Below are 21059 nucleotides of genomic sequence, written 5' to 3' on the forward strand. Positions count from 1 at the left end.
CGCAAAAATTCGCCGTCGGTTCCAGTCGGTCCATTCATCGAGGCTCTCGTGCCCAACCCAAGAGAAAGCGAAGACCCGCCGTCCGACGAGGAGAGTCTGAGCGCCGCCATCGCGCGGCGCATTCCCGACATGGTCTCTCCGGATCATCTGACGTTCGCGGGACTGTTCAGCGCCGTCCTCGTCGCCATCGGATTTGTCGCCAGCCACTGGTCGAATTGGTTCCTGGCGCTGGCCGCGCTAGGGCTCGCGTTCAACTGGCTGAGCGACAATCTGGTCCGCGCCATTTCCGAACGTCGCGGCGCCGCGCGTCCGCTCTACGGATATTTCATCGACAATTCGGCAGATCTCGTCGCTCAAACGCTGATCATCATGGCGCTCGGCTTTTCGCCCTATTTCACCATTCCATCTGCGCTGCTCGTGCTCTCTCTCTATTTGCTGCTCAGCTCGTACAAATATTTGCTGGTCGTGATCCGGGGCGAAGCGCGCCCGCGCAGCGCGTTCGAGCCGACGGGTTTTCGACTGCTCGTGATTGGCTGGTCGATCTCCGCGGCGTTGATGGGACATGAACTCGCCTCGCAGCGCTTTCTTTCCTTCGCCGCGCTCGACGTCATCATCGGCGGCCTGTCGATTTGCGCCTTCGTCGTATTCATCTTCATCGTGCGACGAGACCTGGCGCAGGTTCGGCTCCAGGAGCACAGTTCGGCGGCGGAGAGCCGCGAAGAACCATCCGACGCGGGCGAGCTCGTTTCGCTCGTGCCTCGATTTGCGCCGTCGGGGCGTCGCCCTTCGGAACAGGCCGACAAGAAAGTCTCGGCAGGCTAAGACGGGCGCCGGAAAAACCATGCCTTGGCGGCTTCTGTCGCCACGATATAGCCGACGACAATCGCGCCGATCGCCCCCAGTAAAGACGCGGGAAGCGGCGTGAACCCAAAAGCGTCGCTCACCTCGCCGAGAAAAGGCGCTGAGACCGCCAGGACGCTGACGACGATCGTCGACCACAGAAGCAAAGCGCTTGGTCGGCTGTGCAGCGAGAATTTCTGAGTGCGCAGCGCCAGCACTACTACGAGTTCTGTGAGCAGCGACGTCACGAACCAGGATGTCTGGAAGACCGACTCCCGCGCATGAAAATATTGCAGGAGGACGACGAATGTCACGATGTCGAAGATCGAGCTGAGCAATCCGAACACGATCATGAAGCGACGGATGTTCGCGATGCTCCAGCGCTGCGGGCGCGTCACGCGGTCGGCGTCGACATTGTCGGTGGAGATCGTGATCGAAGGCAGGTCGGACAGAAAATTATTGAGAAGCACCTGCTTCGCGGCAAGCGGCAGAAACGGCAGAAACGGCGTCGCCAGCGCCATGCTGATCATGTTGCCGAAGTTGGCGCTCGTCGTGATGGAAATATATTTCAAAGTATTGGCGAAGGTGCGCCGCCCGTCTATGACTCCGACGCGCAAGACGTCGAGATCCCGATCGAGCAGAATGATGTCTGCGCTTTCGCGCGCCACGTCGACCGCGCCCTCGACCGAAATCCCGACATCCGCCGCGTGCAGCGCCGGCGCGTCATTGACGCCGTCGCCCAGATAGCCGACGGAATGTCCGGCATGCTGTAGCGCCCAGACGATCAGCTCTTTTTGCTGTGGATCGATTTCGACAAACAGATCGATGGTCGGCGCCAGGTTCCACAGGGCTTCGTCGGTGAGCGACGCGAGCTGTTCGCCGGTCATCATCGAGCTTGGATTAAGACCAATCGACCGCGCCAGATGGGCGGCGACGTAGCGATTGTCGCCGGTAACGATCTTGATGCGCACCCCAAGCGCCGCAAGATCGCGTATCGTGGCTTGCGCGTCAGCTTTCGGCGGATCATGGAAAACCAGGAACCCCTTGAACGTCATCTCGGTTTCATCGTCGCGCCCATAAGCGGCGCGGGCGCGAACGCGGCGCGTTGCGACCGCCAGCACGCGAAACCCCTTGGCGCTCTTGTCTTTGAAAATCTCCTCCAACGCCGCGCGCGCCGCGGCGCCCAGAGGCCGCTCCGAACCGCCGATGTCGAGCCTTGTGCAGATGTCCAGCACGTTCGCGAACGCGCCTTTGGTGATGATGAGATGTTCGGAGGGCTTTGCCCGGTCGAACGCCACGACCGTGAGCCTGCGCCGCATGAAGTCGTAGGGGATTTCGTCGACCTTAGAAAAATTTTCAGCCGTCAATCCATCGTTTTGGGCGGCGGCGACGATCGCCGCGTCGAGCGGATTTTCGATGCCTGTTTCGAAGGCGGCGTTGAGGTAGCCGAGCCGTCGAACTTCGTCGGAGCCTGCGCCTTTGGGGTCCAATGTTTCGCGAAGAACGATCACGCCTTCGGTCAGCGTGCCGGTCTTGTCGGTGCAGAAAATGTCCATGCTGCCGAGGTTTTCGATCGCGTCGAGACGGCGCACGATCACGCCGCGCTTACTCATGGCGCGCGCCCCGGCGGAAAGCGTCACAGCAATGATCGCGGGCAGCAGTTCCGGCGAGAGCCCGACCGCCAAGGCGACGGCGAAGGAGAGCGACTCGAGCGGCGGCCGGCGAAGCGCGATATTCACCGTCAGCACGAACAAGACGATGATGATCATCACACGGATGAGCAGATAGCCGAACTGCCTGACGCCACGCTCGAAATCTGTCTCCGGCTGGCGCTCGATCAATCTTGCGGCGATCGCGCCGAACTCTGTCTGACGTCCGGTGCGCACGGCCAGCGCCTTTGCCGTTCCGCTGCGCACTGACGCGCCGAGGAAAACGGCGTTGGATCGCGCCGCGAGCGGCGCGTCGGCAGGCGCGACGCCCGGGCGCTTCTCGACGGGGAAGGATTCTCCGGTCATGCTCGCTTCGCTGACGAGAAAGTCGACCGCCTCGAGCACCAGGCCGTCGGCCGGAATGAGATTGCCCGCCGACAGCAGGATCACGTCGCCAGGAACGATAGAATCGAAGGGAACCGCGCATTCCACGCCGTCTCGAATGACTCTGACGGTGAGCTCCAGTCGGCGTTTGAGCTCTTGTATCGCTTGCGACGCCCGGTATTCCTGAAAGAAGCCGAGCAGCGAACTGCCGAGCACGATCGCGAGAACGATCGTCGCGTCGAGCCATTCGCGGATGATCAATGAGATCATCGCGGCAAAGACCAGAATCAGGACGAGCGGACTTTCGAACTGTCGCAGCAGCAGTTGCAGCATGCTGAGCGAGGTCGCGTCTTTGATGGCGTTCGCGCCGACGTCTTCGAGCAGTTCCGCGGCGCGCTCCGACGACAGTCCTGTCGGTCCGGAGCCGAGCGCTTCCATCAGCGTAGAAGCCTGCTGGCTCCAGTAGGGAGGTTGATCGTCGACATTTCCCATCGCTGTGATTTCCCGTTCGCCACATTGCGGCGCTTGCCGCGCCTAATGTCGGCGACAGGATCGGCAAGGGCAAGAAGCGAAGCGCTCGCGTCCGGAAAAGCGCTGTTGCGTCGCGATCCTCGCCAAGGCTGGCGAACGCGCACGACAGAAATACGGGGCTCCGACTTTGATCCTATTGCTGTCGGACGCCATGAATGACGTCAGCGCCTATCCTTCCAGAAGCATGATCCTTCCGGGCGGCGGACTTCCGACCGACCTCGCCAATCGGATCTGGGCCTGAGAGAAAGATTATATCGACGCTGAAAATGTCAGATCTTAAGCGTGAATGGGAAGCCTTCGTTCCGTCGCCGCATGCGAGGAGCGCCTCGACCACAATGTCGCGGCGAGGCGCTTCGATCGACACTTACCAGAAACGGCGGCGCCAATACGGTCGGTAATAATAGGGACGATAGACGGGTCTCGGCCCGTACCAAGGACGTCTCCAACCGCCCCATTGACCGCCGCGCCGGCATCCGCCCCATGGACCGCGGTGACCATATGGGCCGCAACCGCCCCAGACTTTGACGATATCTGTCGTGTCCGACTGCGGAGCCATTGGCATCGCCATGCCGGACGACGGCCACAAAGCTGGAATTGCAGTCGCCAGTCCCAAAGCCAAAACGGCTGCCTTAAGCTGCATCGCGCCTTTTCCTTCAACGTGCCGCGTTGACGTGGCCCTCCAGTCCACATGCGTTAGGCGCGCATTTCAATAGCGCGCATCATTTTTCTGAGCGCAGCGTCAATTGGGGAATCGATGCGCCGGATGTCTTCGGCGAGATTGCGCGGCCGCGAAACGCGTTCGATTGCATATCCTGAGTTCAGGAGCCGTCAGACGTTATGTGACGGCTCCTGTTTGAGCGACTGTCGCTTTCGTGGCCTGCGCCGCTTACCAGCGGCGATACACGCGATAGCGCGGCCCGTAATACGGGCGCGGCCCATAATACGGGCGCGGCGGCCCATAGACGCGATAGCGGGGGGCGTAGACGGGAGGACGCCCCACCACGACGGCGCCGCGCCGACCGGCGCAGCCGGCGCGATATGGCCCTCGCGCGCAAACAACCGCGTTGGCTTCTTTCGGCTCCAAGGTCCAGGCGCCGACGAATGTCACGAAACCAAGAAAAGCGAGGATGAGCGTTTTCAAAGGCGATTCCCTTTCGATTGACGTGGCGTTCGATCTTAGGAACTTTGGAGAGCGGCGCGCAACTCAAAAAGCCTTCGCGAATCTTTAAGCTCGTGCGCGTGAAGGATCTGCGGCCGGAGCGACAGCGCCCGATAAGAATTTCATGTGATTTTTGTGTGAGCGTCGAACGCCGCAAAAAATGCTGAAACCGTATCAGCTTAGTGGCGCTCGTCGACTGAGCGATGGTCGGGCGATGAGACACGCTGCCGATTCGCGCGGTCGAAGGCCGACGCGCATCGGCAGAAAAAATTGCAATCGTTTCTATCGTTAAAGCGTGACATCCGCGCGAAAGTTAAAGTTAAGACGAAAAATTTCGGCTGACGATGTGCGCCAGAAGCGCGGCAACTGTTTTGAGCAAGAGTTTTTTGAATTCGCGCGGCGAAGGAACGGCAGGAAGGACCAGCATCTGACGCGCCGCAACTGCGGCGTTCGCCAAAGCGAAACGCCGCAGTGAAAGCGCATCGTTTACGCGGCGACCTTGCGGCACTCGTCGGCGCAGGTCTTGCAGGCGGCGCCCATATCGACGCATTCCGAATATTGCGGGAACTTGTCGCATTCCTTCTTGCAGGCGAGGCACATGTCCATAACGATCTTGGCGAGCGCCGGCGTTGAGGACGAATTGACGGAAGCCAGCGTCTCAAGCGCGCCGCAGGCGGCGACCACGTCGAAGGACTCCTTGGTGCACTCCGCCATGCTCGTGTCCTTCATGGACAACATGCCGAAGCAATGACGCAGGCAGTTATTGCCTTCCAGCACGCATTTCGCGGCCGCGTCGGAAAGCGCCTTATACAGCGGGGGATGCATGTGCTCCGCCCCAGGTTTTGCGCCGGCCGTCTCGGCCAGAGCGGAGGAGGCCGACATGGCGGCGGCGACAACGCCAAGCGTGGAGATGAATTCGCGACGTTCCATCAACAAGATCCTTTCACAAGGTTGAGGTAAAAATCTGGGTTCGAGAAGTCGATGTCAGGTCAACGACTCGGACCCGGACGCCATTCCCTATCAAAGCGATATGAAAGCGGCCTAAAAATGACCACGCCTAAGACAAGATATCGACGGGATGCGCGCCGCGCTCAAACCGCAGCGCGCGCCAGCATCTGAGGTCGGCTCTAGCGTTTCGACCGAGCGCTCTGCGCCGCTCGGACGGCATTGAGCAACTCTGCTCGAGAAGGCAGTCTCGATCGCGCCTGGGCGACGCAGTTTTGAGCGCCACTATCATTGTCCTGGCAGCAAAATATGTCGCCGCCGGCGCAGGCCACATAGTGGGGATGTCTGGCGCCGGCGCGCGTTTCCTCCTCGCCTTTGATGAAGCACTGCATCGCGCCTTCATTGTTCACCCAATTCGAATTGCAACTCGCGCCGCTTGCGATTTTGGGCTTTGCATTGGCGGGAAGGACGATCGCGCCAAGGACCGCGGCGAATAAAAGCATATTCATGCTGAAACGAGGCATTTGCGTTCTCCATCTAAAATGCGGTTGAGCAATGAATTTTCTTTGCACGCCGGACAGGCATATTCAATGCGCCAGTCGCAGCGGCATGCGCTGGCGCATGGCCGCGCGCCAGCCAGATTTGACTCCGTCTCCAAGGCGACCGCGTGGGCTGTGTCCGCGGCTCAATGACGCCGTGCGCGCGATTGTCCTGGGTTCGGCGTCGAACGCCGCCGTCGCTCAGCCGTCAAAGGCGCGTCGGCGCCATCGCGCGGAAGGACCGACCGGATATCTGAATGCATGGCGTCGGCCCAAGCTGTGAGGATGGTGCAGAGTTTCGGCTTGTCGACGTCATTGCCCGCGCATTTTCGCGACACGAAATTCTGAAGGCTCATCGACAATTGCAACGAATAATCCGATGAAAAAAGCTGTCGGTCGCTGAAGACGACGCCGGAGCGGACGTTCCGGAAATAGGCCATGCGGAAATCCGGATGATCCGACGTCGTCTTGGAGTCATCCAGTTTCAGGACCTTTGCGCCGAGCGCTGAAAATTCAGGCTGAATGGCGACCTGCGGGAAGCCTGCCGTTTGATGGCAGGCCATGCAGGACGACTGCGGATTGTCGACTGGACCGGCGAGTCGGCCCGCAAAACCGAGGTGGTCGAGCGACAGCGGAGGCGTTGTCATTTCCGCGTTAGCGTCTTCATTGATCCATTGCTCGGTGAGTTTCCGCCGATCGCATGTGCCGCGCGCGTCGCAGTTCTCGCTGAACGGAATGTCGGGATTGCTGCCCCAGGCCAGTCCCAGAGGGACCATACGGTCCCAGGGCGTCGCGCCGGTCCGAGCGCCGTCATATGAAAATGTTCCAAAGAGCCAGCCTGTGACGCTGCGGTCGTCCCGAACGGCGACATCGATCTGCAGCAATCGAATCGGTTGGACAGCGCGCCGATAACGGGACATCGGCCCCTGGTTGCGATAGTTCGGATCCCGGTTGACCGAGATGTCGGCGTTCCACGTCAGCGCGTTTTTGATGATCGGCAGTTGCGCCTCGTCGACCGTGGAAAAAAGCAGTTTGATGATGTAGGAGCCGTCGGCGAAATTGTTCAGGCCCTGAGGGTCCGGATTGAGGGCCGACGGATCCGGCGCGTTCGGATCACAAAAGACTTGGCCAACGCCAAAGCCGGCGCGATCGTTGAAATAAGCGCCGGACCATGTCTCGACATAATCCTTCTGGAGCGTCGAGAGGATTCCGGGCGCCGAATCGAACTCATGCGTCAGGCCGTGGACGAATTCACGACCGTCGGTTCCCGGCCAATCCGCCGAGACTTCCGTGTTCCAGTCCATCCACGGCATTCCGTACCACCGACGGGTCCGGTTATCTTCGACGTAGAAATCGGCCTCAATATTTCCTTCCAGGCCATATTTCAGCATCGCGTCGAGATAGGCCTTCGGATCGACCGGCGCGCCGTCTTTGAATTCAATCGCCAGCCACGGATAATTCTCCTTTGGAGGCAATTGATCAGGAAAATTTTGCGAGAGCTTGAAAACGCGGCCGCGATAGTCGGCGGGCGGATCGCCCCCCGCGCCTTGTCGATAGTAATCCTTGAATGCGCCGCGCACGCAGTTCTGTTTCGCATGCGCGTTCCGAACTTCGTCGGTTGAAGCGACCGCCGGTCGCGAGACGACGAGCGCCACGACCGCATAAAGGATCGCGCCGCAGATAGGCGGATGCGACCGGAGACCTGTCAGCGCCATCTTGAAGCTTTCTGCGTTCATCGACTGTTTTGAAAGACGCGGCCGGAATTGGTTTGCGCATGGCGCCTGGGCGACGCTGACAGGCGTCGAAGCTATCCGGCGAGGCCGAGAGCGCGGAACAGCGTGAATTTGTCCCACACGACCCAGCTTTGCGCGATCTTTCCGTCCGCGCCGAATTCGTCGATCGAGATTCCGGCCCAGGCGATGGCTTTCCCGGTCGGAGGAACGCCCTCATAAACGCCTTGATGCACGACGCTGAAGGTCCAGTGCGTCGCGACGCGGTTATTCTCCTCGAGCTGCATGACGATCTGGACCTTCGTGCCCGGGAAGGCGCGGTGGTGTTCGGCCACGATCGTCTTCAACTCGTCGAGCGTCACATCCCTTTCGCCGTCAGTTGCGGCGATCGGCTCCTGGCGGTTGATATAGCCCGGCGCGAACAGGCGATCTGGATCAGTCTGGAAATTGCTATCCCACCAGCAGAGCGATTTTCTCGATACGGCTTTTTGCTCTTCCATGACGTCCCCCATCTTGCTTTCGCTGAATCGCGCCGGATTTTGCCGAGGCGACGACCAACGATCAATAGGAGGACGGTCGATGAAGGCAAATTCATGCATCGCCGGGCGATGCGCAGTTCGTCGAATGCGTCTCGCAGCGCCCGCTACAGGCGCAGAAGTTTGTGAACGTCCGCGGGTTGACTCAACGACCCGCATGCGGGTCATGCCCGCTCGCCGAAATCAAAATTCTTGCGCGCAAGATGGGAACACGCCTTCAGCTGAGGAGTTGAAAACTTAGTCTCAGCACCAGATGGAGGAACAGATGGGTTCGACGAGCGATAAACTCAAAGGCGCAGTGAATGAAGCCGTCGGCTCCGCGAAGCAAGCCGCGGGGAAAGTCGTGGACTCTCCTGAACTGGAAGGCGAAGGCGTGCTCCAGGAATTGAAGGGAAAGACCCAGACGGCGCTCGGCGACGCGAAGGACGCCGTTTCCGATGCAATGGACTCGGCGGCGAACAAGGCGAAAGAGCTCGCCAAAGACGCCAAGGACGCAATTCATCGCGCAACGGAATGAACGATTTTCTTGCTGCGCGTCGCGAGGAGACGCTGCGAAATTCGACATGGATCGATCGACCTCGTCGATGCGCAGCTGGTGAGTGCAACTGATCACAACGGAGGCTCGAATGGGTAGCCTGCTGCACTATGCTCTTGGTCGTCGCGCTCGTTGCAGCCTTTCTCGGCTTCGGCGGCGTCGCGGGCACGGCGATGGAAGGCGCGCGCATTCTATTCTGGGTGGCGTTGGTGTTCTTCGTCATCTCCGCGGTGGCCGGAATGATCCGCAGAGCCTGAGCAGCCTGTGCTTCTCGATGCAACCTCGCCAAGTCCGCCGAGATCCGGCGCAGATCCTTGGCCAGAACCCTTGGCCCAGCCTTACAGGCTGGGCCTTTTCGCCGCGCATGTTTGGATGCGCAGCCGCCACTCAGCGATTGTGACGACGTGCGCACCAGCGATCGTGAGCGCTCTCAACGCCGCACGCGGGACGCTTACGGGTCGACCGTCGGCGTTTGTCCGGCTTTATTTGCGGCGATCCACTTCTTGAGTTCAGCGACATGCGCACGCTCTTCAGCGACAAACTCCTTGGCGAGGATTTTCACTTCGGGGTCGGTCGTGGCGTCGAGCACCTGCTTGTAATAATCGAGCCCCGCAGTTTCGGCGTCGAGCGCGATTTCCAACGCCTGTTCTCGTCCAATCACCGGATCGGCGGCCCAAATGGCCGCCGTCTCAGGGCTTTCAAGGCCGGGCCAAACAAAATCGCCCGGGCTCATTTTGGGGATGTCGCGAAAACCGCCGCGGGCGCGCGCCTCGGCGAGATGCAGCCTCGAATAATCCGCCAGTCGACGAAACAGCTCTGACACTTCATGGTTGCCGCACGATTCCATGGCGTCGGCCAATTGCCCATAACGGGTTGCCGCTTCCAATTCGAGGTTGATCGCGTAAGCGAGAAATTCCTCGACTGATTTCATAGACAATCCCCGCTTGCTGATTTCAAAATTCAAACGAGCGCGACGTGGCGCCGCGCTCGCCAGCCTTGGACGAATGCGCCTTCCTCAGGCGTTTTCGCTCGGCGGGTTCTTTATGGCCCACTCTTCGCGCGTGATCCAGGCTTCGAGAATTTTTACGTGCTCAGCCTCTTCCTTGACGAATTCCTTGGCCATCGCCTCGATCTCGGGCGACTTCGTTTTGGCGACGACGGACCGGTAGAACTCATAGCCCCGGCGTTCGCCCTGCAGGGCGGCCTTTAGGCCGTCCAATCGCGACAAGGATGGATCGGCGGCCCAAATTTCAGTGCGTTCCGGCGTGGCGTGATTGGGCCAAACATAGTCGGGCGGGATGACCGTCGCGAGGTCAATCGACCCGGCGCGCTTCTTGGCCTCGGCGAGGTGCAGGCGCGAAAAGCCGGCGAGCTGCCGAAACAGTCTCGACACTTCCTTATTGTCGCAGGCCTCCATCATCGACGCGAGTTCGTCGAAATGTATGGCGGCGTCCTCTTCGACCTTCACCGCATATCCCAGGAATTCATCGACCGTGCCGATATCGATGCCGCCCGTGAACCGCTTTGCCGCATGCGTGATGTGCGGGCCTTGCGCCGGCAGGGTTTGATCGCCTTCGAACTTGACGAGGATGTCCTCGTTGCGCACGAAACATTGGCACGCCAGGCGATAGCGCGGCGGCATATCGTTGACTTCGGCGTCCTCGATCTCGGCTTTGGTGATCTTGCCGAGCTGTCGCAGCATTTCCTTTTCTTTTTCGGTCAGCGCGATCCCGTATTTCTGGTTTCGACTGAGATGCGTCACTTCGACGAGGCACGAGCCGCACTCGCCGTCCTGGCAATCGAAAGGAATCGGAATCTTGTGCGCCTTGGCCACGGCCAGGATCGTGCCGCGGTCGCCGGCGATCGCATAGACCGTGACGTCGCGCCCAAGGACGGGTGATGAGAATGTCACATTAGCCACGTTTTCCCCTCCGAATGTTCTCTTTTCGACATTGTCCCGCAACCGAAAGGCGATCCGAGTTAAGCATATGATTATCAGCGCTTTTCGGGGCGGCATCTAAGCTTTTGACGTCGCCGCAACTGCGCCAACGCAGAAGTCTTGCCATGTAATCTGGTTTCGTGTGGACAGGTTGTCGCAGTATTGACAGGCGTGTGCATGACAGAATGTCGCAGCAATACGGATCAATACGGACAAGACATCGCAGCAATGCCGTTCTGCGGGACGCAATAGCGATGATCGCAAACTAGATCTTTGCAATTGCTGCGCGTTCCGGAAGGGAACGCAGCCGGCAAAAACAAGGGGTTCCAAACTGAGGGGTCATCGATTGCGACAGACGCCCGCGCCGGCGTGCGCGCGGAGACGGCGGCGTCAGCGCGCGGGCGAAAAGGCCCGCGATGCGCGCCAATCTTGAGCATCGCCGAAAGCGTCTCGAACCGTGCCGAAAGGGGGTGGTGCCGCAAGAGGGCGCCTAAGCGCCGCGCTTGGGCTCTGCATAAGGCGCTCGCCGACATTCTCGATGATCAAGACGACGCCGGACTCATGGGCACATTGCAGCTCGTTGAAGATGTCGTCATGGGAATTGAGAGATTGTCCGAAGCGTTCGACGCCGAACATTGGCTCGCGGGCAAGCAGGAGGCGCGGTCACTGACATGACTGTCCAGCGGCTGCTTTTCACCCTCGCCGCGTGAGCATTTCTTGTGATTGTTGTCTTAGTCGTCACCAACTTCAGCCGCCGTGCTCTAACGCTCGCCAACAGACGGAAAGAACTCGAACGGCTGAAATCTCGGAAAGCAGACAGCGACACCGAATGATTTGAAGCACCGCATTGACGCCGTGCGCCGGATTTCGTCTTCGGCGCAACAGAACGGTCCGACCGAGTGGGCACTGCACGCCCGAGAATTCAGATTAGGTCCGCTCAGGTTGGCACATCGAAAGTTGACGTAAGTTATGCTGGCAAACTTGAAAGACTGAAGGGGTTTGGGACCGCAGCGACATAGGCGTAGGCATCCGCAAAAGAGATAGGCCCCACTCTGATCGCATGAAAATTCTAATTTCTCTGTATATCTACGAGCTTGGCGGGAGCTTGCCGTCAGCGGAAAATGAATTCTGTTCAGACTGTCTCGTTCGGAGTGCTCCTATTTGGGCAACGCGAAGCGGGCTACTTCGATCCACTGCGGCGAATCTCATATGGACTGTGCTTGATGGAGACTAATTCGGCGGTCACTCCCTTTCGAACTGAAGTCGCGCGTAACGGCGTTAAGACGAAGTGCGCAGTGACTCGTTCGGACCTTGCCGATGCGATTCATCAAAAACTTCGAGCGCCGAAGACTGAATCCGCGAAATACGTGGACATGGTGCTTAGTGAGATTTTTGAGCGCATTGTCGAGGGTGAGGACGTCAAGCTCTCAGGTTTTGGCGCTTTTTTGGTGCGCGCCAAAAAGGAGCGGCAGGCACGCAATCCGAAAACAGGCGCGCACGCTGTGGTTTCGGCGCGCCTCGTCGTCCACTTTAAGCCGTCGGGTGCTTTGCGAGCGAGAATCAACCGCGACAGCTGACATTTCGCTGGGCCGAAATCCGGGAGACGACGCACAGCGGAAACCCTCTGGGCTACAGCGGTGAACCTTGAGGGTAGCTCGCTGAGCGGCATTTTCCACCAGAGCGGCACAGTAACGGCGCAAGCTCACCGCCGCCCACCGCGGGCCGAATGACTTCGATCTGAAGGCTGCGTCGCTGGCCGATGAGGTCAGCGAGGCGCTGGATTTCTTTCCAAGAGAGATCCTGTGTGAAGCGACCGCACATGGGGGAGCATAGCATTTCTCGTGTCGCCACGAGAGCATTGGGAGGCGGCACTATGCTTGGGCCTTGTCTTTCTTTTACACAGGAAACGATTTGGGCGGCCTAAGACAATCTGGCGACGATGAGCCGAGCCTAGGCGTGCCGGCGCTGCGCCTCGCCCGATTATTCGCCGATCTCGGCGAGGCGCTGACACCCGAGGATTTGCGGCAAAGGCTTTGAGCTAACCGTCGCCGGTTCGCTGTTTCATTGAGTTTAGACGCAATGTATTAACTGCAAAACTTTAGGGTTGGCGCCCACAATAAACGGGAGGCTCCGAGGATGTTCGCCACAGTGCTGACGTGTGCCTATCTGCTCGGTCTGCCGGTCGATATGCAGCTTGAAGGCGCCCGCACCGCGCCGCCGGTAGCAGCGTTCTGCCGGAGTCATCCCGACGCCAAGGTCCGCGTGGTTTATTACATGATCCCACGAGACCGGCATGGCCTAAAATTGAAACGCAGAAAGAAGTAGCCGGAGTGCGCTATAGAGTGCGGGGCGGGCGCGCTATGGGAAACAGCGCCACCTACAAGTAGCCTCGCCGCTTGTGCCGTTCCTCGCGCCTTCCCACATGACACCGGACAGGGATAGGCCGGCCAGCCGACAAGCCGAGAAAGCATCGCTCGGTTTCCCTGCGCTCAATTTTGATGCGCGCGAGATGCAGCGCGATGCCTAATAATGTCGATGAACCTTCGGCAACCACTGGATTTGTCGAAGAGCAATTTTCAAATGCTAAGAACATGATTGAGCACGTGTTGAATGACGCACATCAAGCTGGCTTAATCGAAAAAGATCGCGGAAAGAGGTTCCTGGATTGGTTTTGCCACCATTCCGCGACGGCCAAGCGTTTCGCCAAGCTTGCCAACCGGCCTTTGCGGCGAACCGCGCGCTTCTCGACTTCAACGAAGCCATCCTGCACGACAATCCCATCGTGTAGCCTCCGGACGCGATCCGGAAGGCGGCTGCGGCTGCGCGCGCTGCTGGAGCGGCATGGGCGTACTTCCTGCGGCTGTCGCACAAGAGCTTCCCCGAGAAGGTAAGCCTTAACTGAACTGCGTCGACGCGCCTAATTGAAATTCGATCCCTGCGGCGCATACTCTTGCGAATGATCCGCGCACTTAGCCGGAAATGTCCGGCGAATCCCGGTTCATTTCGTTGAACGATTGGGAGGGGACCCACATGATATCTCGCCGTCTCACAGTCGCAGCCCTGGGTTTTGCGCTCGCGCTGGCCGCCGCCCCACAAGTGGGCTGGGCGAGCGACCATCTAAAGCAGGCAATCTGGGAAACCAAGGAAGCGATCGCCGCCGGCAACCAGGGCCAAGCCACATCCTTCGTCGAACATTCAGTTGAGGCAGTTCATCATGCGCACGCCGCGCAGGCGCAGCCCCATACTCAGCGTTCGCGAGAACATCTTAAGAAAGCGATCGCTCATCTGAAAAAAGGGCTCAAACTAGCCTCGCGGACCAGCTCCGTGCACCGCGTTGAAAAGGCGACAGCGCATGCGGACAAGGCGTTGTTGCATCTTGAAGCCGTCAGGTAAGCTCTGGCGACAACTTTTTCGTCGTGGCGCGGCCCGGAAAATGAGGCGCCGGCCGCGGCGATTTTTTGCGGTGTTCGCCGGATCAAGATTAAGATGCCACCAGAGTGTCGCGACCGAAGCCGGACGCCACGCCGAAATCATGCGAAGCGTGGGACTAGTTATGGGACTGACTAGCAACGCTATGCGCAACTATCTGAAATTTTTGTCTTTAACTTAGTCAAATGGTGCGCAAGAGGGATTCAATTTGTGTTTTTAATCCACTGAAAAATAAGAATATTTTTGCAGAGATAAAAATCTGACACCCCGCTCATACCCCCACGCCCGATTTGGTCGGAGGTTCGTTTCCTCTTTAGGGATTTTTATACCCCCAACGCGCGCTTCCTCAACCACTCTTGAATGAAAAAGAGCCGCACGCAAGCGGCCCTTTCATTGCATCGTGTCGACGGGACTCTTATCGGCGACGTGTGTCATGCGATGAGCGACCGCCGTTCGATTGTCGTCGTTGCGCCGGGGCATCGTCGTGATCCTCGTCGGCGATCTCGCGGCACACAATCTTTCCGTCGAGCGGGAAGGCTTGCAACATGATGTTGAAGCCGCCGCCGTCCTTGTGCGGAAAGACCAATCCGACGTTTAGCCAAAAGTCGTCCTGGCCTTCGCGGCGAATGACTGAATAGGCGCGATGCGTCGGCTGCTTGGGTTGCTCTTTCTCCGCCATTGGAAACTCCTTCCGGCGAGGTTGCGATGTCCTGCGTAGGCAGGCGGCGAGGGACGCACCGCCCCGCCGCCCGCCCGCGCGGATCGCAAAGTTGAGGAAGTTTCCGGAGACTGACTTTCAGGGTACGCCGCGAGAAAGACCCGTCAAGGGCGCGCGGATTTTGTCGGTTCGGCGGAGCTTTCTGAACCGACCGGCGAAACGATTTTTGGATGCGACGAAATAGGCGCAACGTCAGCGCCTTGCGTCACTTGCTGGCGGCGCATCACTTCGAATTCGGCCACGAGCACCCATGCATTTAGCCCGGTTTCGCCCCCGTGCTTTGGCGAGAGAAGAATGCCGGGAGAAGGCTGACCGACCTATATCGGCTCATTAATCAGCTCATATATTCCGAATTAATGACCCGATTAATGTCTTCGAAATAGTTTTCTTCGTGATTTCAGATTCTTACGGAAGCCCGCCGTCGGACAATTCAGCCCGACCCATTAGGTGTTTCCCCCCATTCGAGCCGGGCGGCCGGCGAGGCACCCTTGGAGGGCCTGGGGAAATAAATGGGGAAATAGTAGGGGAAACCGTTTCCCTCACTTGGCGATGACAACAACCTGATTTCTTGGGAGGTCATGCGCAGGCCCGCGCCCGACCCTATAGGCTTTTCGCCTCTTATTGGGGCAGCAAGCGCCGCAGCGAACCGTCGACGCCGCGCCAAGCTGCGGTCAGTGGATCAGCGGCGCGAAGCGCATCGCGCGAGGCGAAAAGGAAGAGAGATGATCCCGCCGCGCCCGGCGGCTGGATGGATCGCAGCGCCTCGATCATCGAGCGGACGCGATTGTCGTTGCTGGTGACGAACAGCACGCGAAAGAACTTCCAGCCGAACTTTCGTTCGAAGAGACGGGAGGCGTACGCCGAAAGATAGGAGCGAAGTTTGCGCTCGATGCTGGTCTGAGAAAAGTCCGCCCGGGTGATCGGCATAGTGGCCCGGTCAATTTCGGCGAGAAAGTTTCTGGACGCGCCGTTCTTCAAGTCGATGGTGAAGGCGATGTCCGGGACAAGCCCGATCTCCTGGCGCGTCCCCTGGTGCGAAACCGTGACCCGAAGCGCGAAGGGGTTGCCGCCAAGATCGAGGGCAAAACTTCCCGGCAATCGAGAAACTATCTCCTCGGCCGTGACGTAGCGATGGCCGCAACGCTCGGCCGAAAGTTGCGCCGCGACTTCGAAGTGGGCGATCTCCAATTGGTGCTCGATGAACGGCCGGCGCGCCTCCAGGTTCCTGCGGCCCCATTCAACCCGTGACAGGCCAAGCATGCCATGGTTCCGCAACAACCGCGCTCCCCGATCGGCGAGCGCATAGACCATCGGGGCGGAGCCTTTGGTCGGATAGAAGTCGAGTTGCGCGCGGGGCCGGTCGATGTATCCCGCATGATAGAGGTGGCACAGCCGATCATTTGTCCGGTCGACCGATCGCCCCACAAGATCGGCAACATGCGTCGACCGCAAAAACCTGTGTCGGCCAATGTGTCGGATAATCTCGATGTCGTCGTGGGTTACGCGGAAGGCTAGCCCATTAAAGGCCCGGCGGAATCGGGGCCGGCGAGTGCCGCCTTCGGCTGTCGCGCTAGAATCCATGGGTTCATTCTAGCAACTGGAAATGCCCCCTTTGGCCGCACATCGCAAGGCCTGTGGCTCTGTCGGGCTATGTCGCGCGGCGGCGCGTTCGGACGCGCTTTGTCGGGCTGCGCCGAGGTGTGACGGGGTCTGGCGGGGTTGCGCGCGCGGCGTCGAGCATGTCGAGAACAGGGCAGGCCGGCGTTTGATCGCCCGCGCATTGGCTAATCGTGTCGGCGAGGATTTTTTCGAGCCGTGCGAGGTCTGCAAGTTTGGTTCGCACCTCGGAAAGGTGAGCGTCCGCAATCTCCATGACTTCTGAACATGAGCTGTGGCCCGGTTCGGCCGCCACCAGCAATGCGCGGATGCTCTCTATTCCAAATCCCAATTCACGCGCGCGACGAATGAACGCCAATCTTCGGACATGATCGCTGTCATATGCGCGATGGCCTCCCTCGGTGCGGTCGGGCGGCGGCATGAGTCGGATGCGCTCGTAATAGCGCACCGTCTCCAGATTCACGCCCGTCGCCTTGGCGAGCTGTCCGATCGTAACGCCTCGCGTGTTCGCGGCCATTTTTTCTCTTGACCCTGTAGCGACTACGGAAAGTAGGCTGCCACAGGAAAATCAGGAGCACCAGCCATGGCAGTCAGCGATGCAACGAAACCAAATGGTAAGGCCGGGCCGCTTGCGCCGGCGACGGGATGGTTCGCCTGGGTAGGAACCGCAGTCGGATTTTGGGCGCTGGCCGCGTCGTCTTGTTGCGCGCTGCCGCTTGCGCTCGCCAGCGTCGGCGTCACCGGGGCGGCGCTTGGCGGCCTCGAACTCCTGGCCAGCCTCCGCCCCTTCCTGCTTGGCGGGGCGGCGCTCGCTATCGCCATCGGGTGGTTCTTGTTCTTCCGCCGTCGCGTAGCCGCATGTGATAACGCTGACGTCTGTGTCGCGCCAGGCTCGCCCAAACGCACGGCTGCGTTCCTCGCGGTCGGAACAGCTCTCATCGGCGCGGCCGCCATTTGGCAACCCTACGTAGAGCCAATCCTGCTCCAGTTCATGCGGCAACGCTGATGCAGCTTCAATCCACCATCACATGCCCACAGTGCCGTCATCAAACGACTGAGACAATGCCGACGGACGCCTGCCAGTATTTCTATGAGTGCAAAGGTTGTGGCGTGCTGCTCAAACCGCGCGCAGGTGATTGCTGCGTGTTCTGCTCCTATGGCTCGATTCCTTGTCCGCCGATTCAGGAAGCGTTAGCCGGAAAAGAAAGCGGCGGCTCGTGTTGTGGAAATACGACTCTTTGAGAGGCGCGGTGATCGATTTCAACGCTTGCGCTGCCTCTACTGGCACTCTTACGCCGCGCGAAACTGCGCGTTCTTCATTCTACCTCGTCGCGATGTCGCCCGACGCGAGCACGGCTTCTGACTGGCGTTAGCAACACACCAAGAGCCCGGCGTATCAAGCGCTTCCTTTGTCGGGACGACTCACCACTCGGCTGATATTCTCCACAATGCAGTTAGCCCGGTAGAACAGCTCATCGAACGTCAGAATTTCTGGTGATCGGATGTTTTTCCGATAGAGTTCGAAGCAAGCGATCTTATCGTCATTTCCTTCGAGCTGCGCCAAACTCCCAACAACGAGAAAGCTCCTCGGTTCAATTGTATAGACAATGGTGCCCGTGCTATTGCCAATTTCGTCCTTCAGATCGTCTCGGAATCGCTGCCGCGAAAACTCGAAAACGGTCTTTTGCGTTTGCGTTACGGCGCCAGATACCTCGTCAGACACGCTCCAGCATCCGGGACGGTAGATTGTCTTCTGAAGCAATTCAGTGCTGTTCTTCTTGATCTCGACCAGAACGTATTGGCTCACCTCCGCGCGCGTAAGCATAAGCCCGTCGGCACGCTTGCCCGGCCGGTCGAAGCTGCTTCCCGTCGTGCGGGCTTCCAGTTTTTTGCTCACTTTGTCGAGAAAAACGTAATTCAGCCCATGTCCGAAGATCCATGGGTTGCGCTCGAAGAAGGCCTGCCAATCGGGCTCGGACGTGCTCTCTCTGTCCAAGTTCTCCTTGAATTCGTCCAGTGCCGCGCGTTTTGCTGCGACGGCGTAAATGTCCTGGTGTAGTTCTGGGGTAGACGCCAGCTGGCCGATGAGGTCAGCGCCCTTTGTGCTGCTCAGCAGGGCCCCCAAAGCTCCTACATGGATATTGTCGAGCGAGACCCGTGTCTTCTGGGCATCGCTGAGATCGAGGCTGGAGATGATCGACAGAAACTCTCTTATTTGCGCCAACTGAAATTTGTTGACTTGGATGTGGCCGCTCTCGCGCCAGCCATATCTTGCATGAAATTGAAGTTTTGTGATCTTGAACGTGCCGAAGTCTTTGTGGTCGTTCACGTAAAAAGCTGAAACGGCCAGCTTGCATCTTTGCGTTACATCGATCTCACCGATGACCTGTTCGCTTTCGCCCGCAATGGCGGCGTAAGCTCCGGTCTTGCCGGGGTGCACGTAAAGATGGTTGTTCTTGTAGTTCGCTATGAAGTTGGCATCGTCCGACATACGCAGTCCGTCGCAGAATAAAGCTATGAAATTCTCTCGCCCATCATCTTAGTCGATTGGGATGCTGAGTGCGGACACGAAAGCATCCCGACACAGAGCGGCAGGTCAGGAGGTATTTTACACTAAGCGCATACCGATTACGACCCGCTCCGTTACCGAGAGATAGGCTCTCTGATCGACCAGTTCCTAGTGTTGGCCTACAGCTTCAGCTTTGGCCTCCAGATATTCGCTTCTCGGTGACCGGGTATCGTGACCACGACAGTCCATCACGCTGCAAGAAACCTGCCTATTTTTTCCTCCACCTTCTTTCGATCCCGCCCGAAACGCATTCGGCTTGTGTCGATCAATCGTTGCGCGGACGGCTGCAGCGGCCGGGGCGCGGAGTAGAGATCGAAGAAGATAGGGGAGGACGGCTGTCCGCCCCGTAGGAGCCGCGCCCAGGCGGTGAAGTTGCGGAGGTCGAGAAGCGCGTCGTCGCCACCAAGTCCGATTTGTTCGGCGAGGATCGGCGCGTCCGATGCGCCGGTGCGACACGCGATGATCGAGCCGGCGTTGCCGAAGATCGCCGCGCGCAGCGGCGGTGGAAGCTGGTCGAGATATTGATGCGCAAGGGTGAGGGTCAGCGCATATTTTCTCGCTTCGCTCAGAATGAGCGAGAAACTCTCCGTGGCGAATGATTGAAATTCGTCGGCATAGAGATGGAAGACGCGCCGCTCGGCCGCCGGCGTGTCGGCGCGAGAGAGCGCGGCCTGCGCGAGCGCAGTGACAAGCAATGCGCCAAGAAGATGCGCCGTGCTCTCTCCGAGCGCGCCCTTCGATAGATTGCAGATGACGATCGCCCCCTCGTCCATCAACCGGCGCGGCGTGATTGCGCTCCTAGGTTGCGCCAGCATGTTGCGCAATGAGGGCGTCATTAGCACCTTGCCGATCTTGTTCTGAATGGGTGCGATGGCCTCCCGGCGAAAACTCTCCGTGTAGCCGGCGTATTCATTCTGCCAGTAGGCCCGCACGACGGGGTCGCGCACATGGCGATGCACCAACTGCACGCGATAGGGCGTATCAATCAACAGGCGGGGGAGCATGAGCAGGGTTGCGCCCGGAACGTCGAGTAGCGCGCGCACGGCGTTGGTAAGAATGTAATCGAGGCGCGGTCCCCAGCTCTCTGGCCACACGTGCCGGAAGGCCGAGACGACTCCGTCGGCGACGATCGGCGCAAGATCGGGCGGCACGCGCGAGAGGGGATTGAAGCCGATCGGCCGCTCGATGTCGGCTGGGTCGATATAGACGAGATCATTCGTGCGTCGGCGCGGAATATGGTCGAGCGCGGCGCGCGCAAGATCGCCGTGCGGGTCGAGAAGCGCGACGCCCGCGCCGTTCTCGAAGTCCTGGCGCAACAGGTTGAGCAGTAATGTGCTCTTACCCGTGCCGGTCTGGCCGATGAGGTAGAGGTGCCGCCGGCGTTCGTCCTCGTCGAGCGTGACGAATTCGCCCGATGCGCGAGCGCCAAGCATGCGTGAATATGATTGCGTATCCATAGCCGGAAGAGAGCCGGCGTGCCGTGCGCATCGCGGTAGGGAAGTGATGCGGGCAGCGCCTTCTTCCCTGAAGGCGCGCCGGGGCTACGTGGCGTCGCAGTTCATTGTGCGTAATGAAGCGACTGCCGAGCCCCCCGCTCACTGTCGGCTCGTTTCCGGCCACGATCCGAAAAGGGATGGTGGCCTGTGAGAATTATAGCGCTGGAAATGGTTAAATATCGGCATTGCGACGCTAGAAGCCGCGCCGCTTGTTGTCGGTCTCGGTGATCGCGACAATCTCTTGTTATCGGCGTCGAGGCAACACTATATCAATGAGCGAGGATTCATCTCCGCGTCATATCCTGATATACTCCTAAGGGTCTTTCGGAATTGATCGAGCCAACCCACTTCGCGAGAGGCTTCGTCATAAACGCACACAGTCAAGCCTCTAATCAATGCTTTGTCTAGGGCTGATTTGAGCGCCTCATCTTCATGCGGCGCTC

At 59.3% G+C, this 21059-nt stretch carries 23 protein-coding genes; 10 read left to right on the plus strand and 13 right to left on the minus strand.

The features are described from left to right. Positions 1–48 precede the first annotated feature (48 nt). The gene (locus AB7F41_RS06695; protein ID WP_428384168.1) at positions 49–822 is read left to right on the plus strand and encodes a CDP-alcohol phosphatidyltransferase family protein; all 774 of its coding nucleotides are present in this window, start codon (positions 49–51) and stop codon (positions 820–822) included. On the opposite strand, the gene mgtA is transcribed toward AB7F41_RS06695, so the two are convergent. The 4 genes from mgtA to AB7F41_RS06715 all read right to left on the minus strand — a co-directional run bounded on the left by mgtA (position 819) and on the right by AB7F41_RS06715 (position 5493). After that, a complete protein-coding gene (gene mgtA / locus AB7F41_RS06700) occupies positions 819–3365 on the minus strand; it encodes a magnesium-translocating P-type ATPase (RefSeq protein WP_428384170.1) in 2547 nt (848 codons plus the stop codon). The genes AB7F41_RS06695 and mgtA overlap by 4 nt on opposite strands. Positions 3366–3768: 403 nt before the next feature. Continuing rightward, a complete protein-coding gene (locus AB7F41_RS06705) occupies positions 3769–4044 on the minus strand; it encodes a GCG_CRPN prefix-to-repeats domain-containing protein (RefSeq protein WP_428384171.1) in 276 nt (91 codons plus the stop codon). A 246-nt stretch (positions 4045–4290) separates the two neighbouring features. Beyond that, positions 4291–4533, minus strand: coding sequence for a hypothetical protein (locus AB7F41_RS06710; RefSeq protein ID WP_428384183.1), 243 nt, complete (start codon positions 4531–4533; stop codon positions 4291–4293). A gap of 516 nt (positions 4534–5049) precedes the next feature. Next, positions 5050–5493 (minus strand): four-helix bundle copper-binding protein, encoded by a 444-nt coding sequence (locus AB7F41_RS06715; RefSeq protein WP_428384173.1) that lies wholly within the window; start codon positions 5491–5493, stop codon positions 5050–5052. 290 nt (positions 5494–5783) lie between these two features. Between AB7F41_RS06715 and AB7F41_RS06720 the strand changes: the two genes are divergently transcribed. Then, the gene (locus AB7F41_RS06720) at positions 5784–6005 is read left to right on the plus strand and encodes a hypothetical protein (protein WP_428384175.1); all 222 of its coding nucleotides are present in this window, start codon (positions 5784–5786) and stop codon (positions 6003–6005) included. 188 nt (positions 6006–6193) lie between these two features. Here the strand turns inward: AB7F41_RS06720 and AB7F41_RS06725 are convergent, their stop codons facing one another. Together AB7F41_RS06725 and AB7F41_RS06730 are read right to left on the minus strand one after the other, a co-directional pair. Continuing rightward, positions 6194–7783 (minus strand): hypothetical protein, encoded by a 1590-nt coding sequence (locus AB7F41_RS06725; protein ID WP_428406476.1) that lies wholly within the window; start codon positions 7781–7783, stop codon positions 6194–6196. A gap of 71 nt (positions 7784–7854) precedes the next feature. Then, positions 7855–8289 (minus strand): ester cyclase, encoded by a 435-nt coding sequence (locus AB7F41_RS06730; RefSeq protein ID WP_428406477.1) that lies wholly within the window; start codon positions 8287–8289, stop codon positions 7855–7857. 289 nt (positions 8290–8578) lie between these two features. Between AB7F41_RS06730 and AB7F41_RS06735 the strand changes: the two genes are divergently transcribed. Next, on the plus strand, positions 8579–8830 hold the full coding sequence (locus AB7F41_RS06735) for a CsbD family protein (RefSeq protein ID WP_428406478.1): 252 nt from the start codon (positions 8579–8581) through the stop codon (positions 8828–8830). A 128-nt stretch (positions 8831–8958) separates the two neighbouring features. Then, positions 8959–9105, plus strand: coding sequence for a DUF1328 domain-containing protein (locus tag AB7F41_RS06740; protein WP_428406479.1), 147 nt, complete (start codon positions 8959–8961; stop codon positions 9103–9105). Between the two features lie 194 nt (positions 9106–9299). On the opposite strand, the gene AB7F41_RS06745 is transcribed toward AB7F41_RS06740, so the two are convergent. Then, positions 9300–9779, minus strand: coding sequence for a ferritin-like domain-containing protein (locus tag AB7F41_RS06745; RefSeq protein WP_428406480.1), 480 nt, complete (start codon positions 9777–9779; stop codon positions 9300–9302). A gap of 84 nt (positions 9780–9863) precedes the next feature. Then, on the minus strand, positions 9864–10769 hold the full coding sequence (locus tag AB7F41_RS06750) for a 2Fe-2S iron-sulfur cluster-binding protein (protein WP_428406481.1): 906 nt from the start codon (positions 10767–10769) through the stop codon (positions 9864–9866). Positions 10770–11216: 447 nt separating this feature from the next. On the opposite strand from AB7F41_RS06750, the gene AB7F41_RS06755 reads away from it, so the two are divergent. From AB7F41_RS06755 to smbP, 4 genes are all read left to right on the plus strand, one after another. Further along, entirely contained in the window at positions 11217–11462 is a 246-nt protein-coding gene (locus tag AB7F41_RS06755) for a hypothetical protein (protein ID WP_428406482.1), read from the plus strand. 620 nt (positions 11463–12082) lie between these two features. Further along, complete coding sequence (locus AB7F41_RS06760) at positions 12083–12364, plus strand: integration host factor subunit alpha (protein WP_428406483.1); 282 nt, start codon at positions 12083–12085, stop codon at positions 12362–12364. A gap of 571 nt (positions 12365–12935) precedes the next feature. Beyond that, positions 12936–13112, plus strand: coding sequence for a hypothetical protein (locus tag AB7F41_RS06765; RefSeq protein WP_428406484.1), 177 nt, complete (start codon positions 12936–12938; stop codon positions 13110–13112). A 705-nt stretch (positions 13113–13817) separates the two neighbouring features. Then, a complete protein-coding gene (gene smbP / locus AB7F41_RS06770; protein WP_428406485.1) occupies positions 13818–14180 on the plus strand; it encodes a small metal-binding protein SmbP in 363 nt (120 codons plus the stop codon). Positions 14181–14631: 451 nt separating this feature from the next. Here the strand turns inward: smbP and AB7F41_RS06775 are convergent, their stop codons facing one another. The 3 genes from AB7F41_RS06775 to AB7F41_RS06785 all read right to left on the minus strand — a co-directional run bounded on the left by AB7F41_RS06775 (position 14632) and on the right by AB7F41_RS06785 (position 17068). Next, positions 14632–14895, minus strand: coding sequence for a hypothetical protein (locus AB7F41_RS06775; protein ID WP_428406486.1), 264 nt, complete (start codon positions 14893–14895; stop codon positions 14632–14634). 657 nt (positions 14896–15552) lie between these two features. After that, complete coding sequence (locus AB7F41_RS06780) at positions 15553–16515, minus strand: replication-relaxation family protein (RefSeq protein ID WP_428406487.1); 963 nt, start codon at positions 16513–16515, stop codon at positions 15553–15555. Positions 16516–16582: 67 nt separating this feature from the next. Then, entirely contained in the window at positions 16583–17068 is a 486-nt protein-coding gene (locus tag AB7F41_RS06785; protein ID WP_428406488.1) for a MerR family transcriptional regulator, read from the minus strand. A gap of 66 nt (positions 17069–17134) precedes the next feature. On the opposite strand from AB7F41_RS06785, the gene AB7F41_RS06790 reads away from it, so the two are divergent. Both AB7F41_RS06790 and AB7F41_RS06795 read left to right on the plus strand, forming a co-directional pair. After that, entirely contained in the window at positions 17135–17557 is a 423-nt protein-coding gene (locus AB7F41_RS06790) for a mercuric transporter MerT family protein (RefSeq protein ID WP_428406489.1), read from the plus strand. Next, positions 17557–17793 (plus strand): GDCCVxC domain-containing (seleno)protein, encoded by a 237-nt coding sequence (locus AB7F41_RS06795; RefSeq protein ID WP_428406490.1) that lies wholly within the window; start codon positions 17557–17559, stop codon positions 17791–17793. Before AB7F41_RS06790 ends, AB7F41_RS06795 begins: the two co-directional genes overlap by 1 nt. A 154-nt stretch (positions 17794–17947) precedes the next feature. Here AB7F41_RS06795 and AB7F41_RS06800 read toward each other — a convergent pair whose 3' ends face one another. Then, complete coding sequence (locus tag AB7F41_RS06800; RefSeq protein ID WP_428406491.1) at positions 17948–19042, minus strand: Shedu immune nuclease family protein; 1095 nt, start codon at positions 19040–19042, stop codon at positions 17948–17950. 266 nt (positions 19043–19308) lie between these two features. Next, complete coding sequence (locus AB7F41_RS06805; protein WP_428406492.1) at positions 19309–20553, minus strand: type IV secretory system conjugative DNA transfer family protein; 1245 nt, start codon at positions 20551–20553, stop codon at positions 19309–19311. Positions 20554–21059: the final 506 nt, after the last annotated feature.

Source organism: Methylocystis sp. (assembly GCF_050251305.1).
Classification (GTDB): Bacteria; Pseudomonadota; Alphaproteobacteria; order Rhizobiales; family Beijerinckiaceae; genus Methylocystis.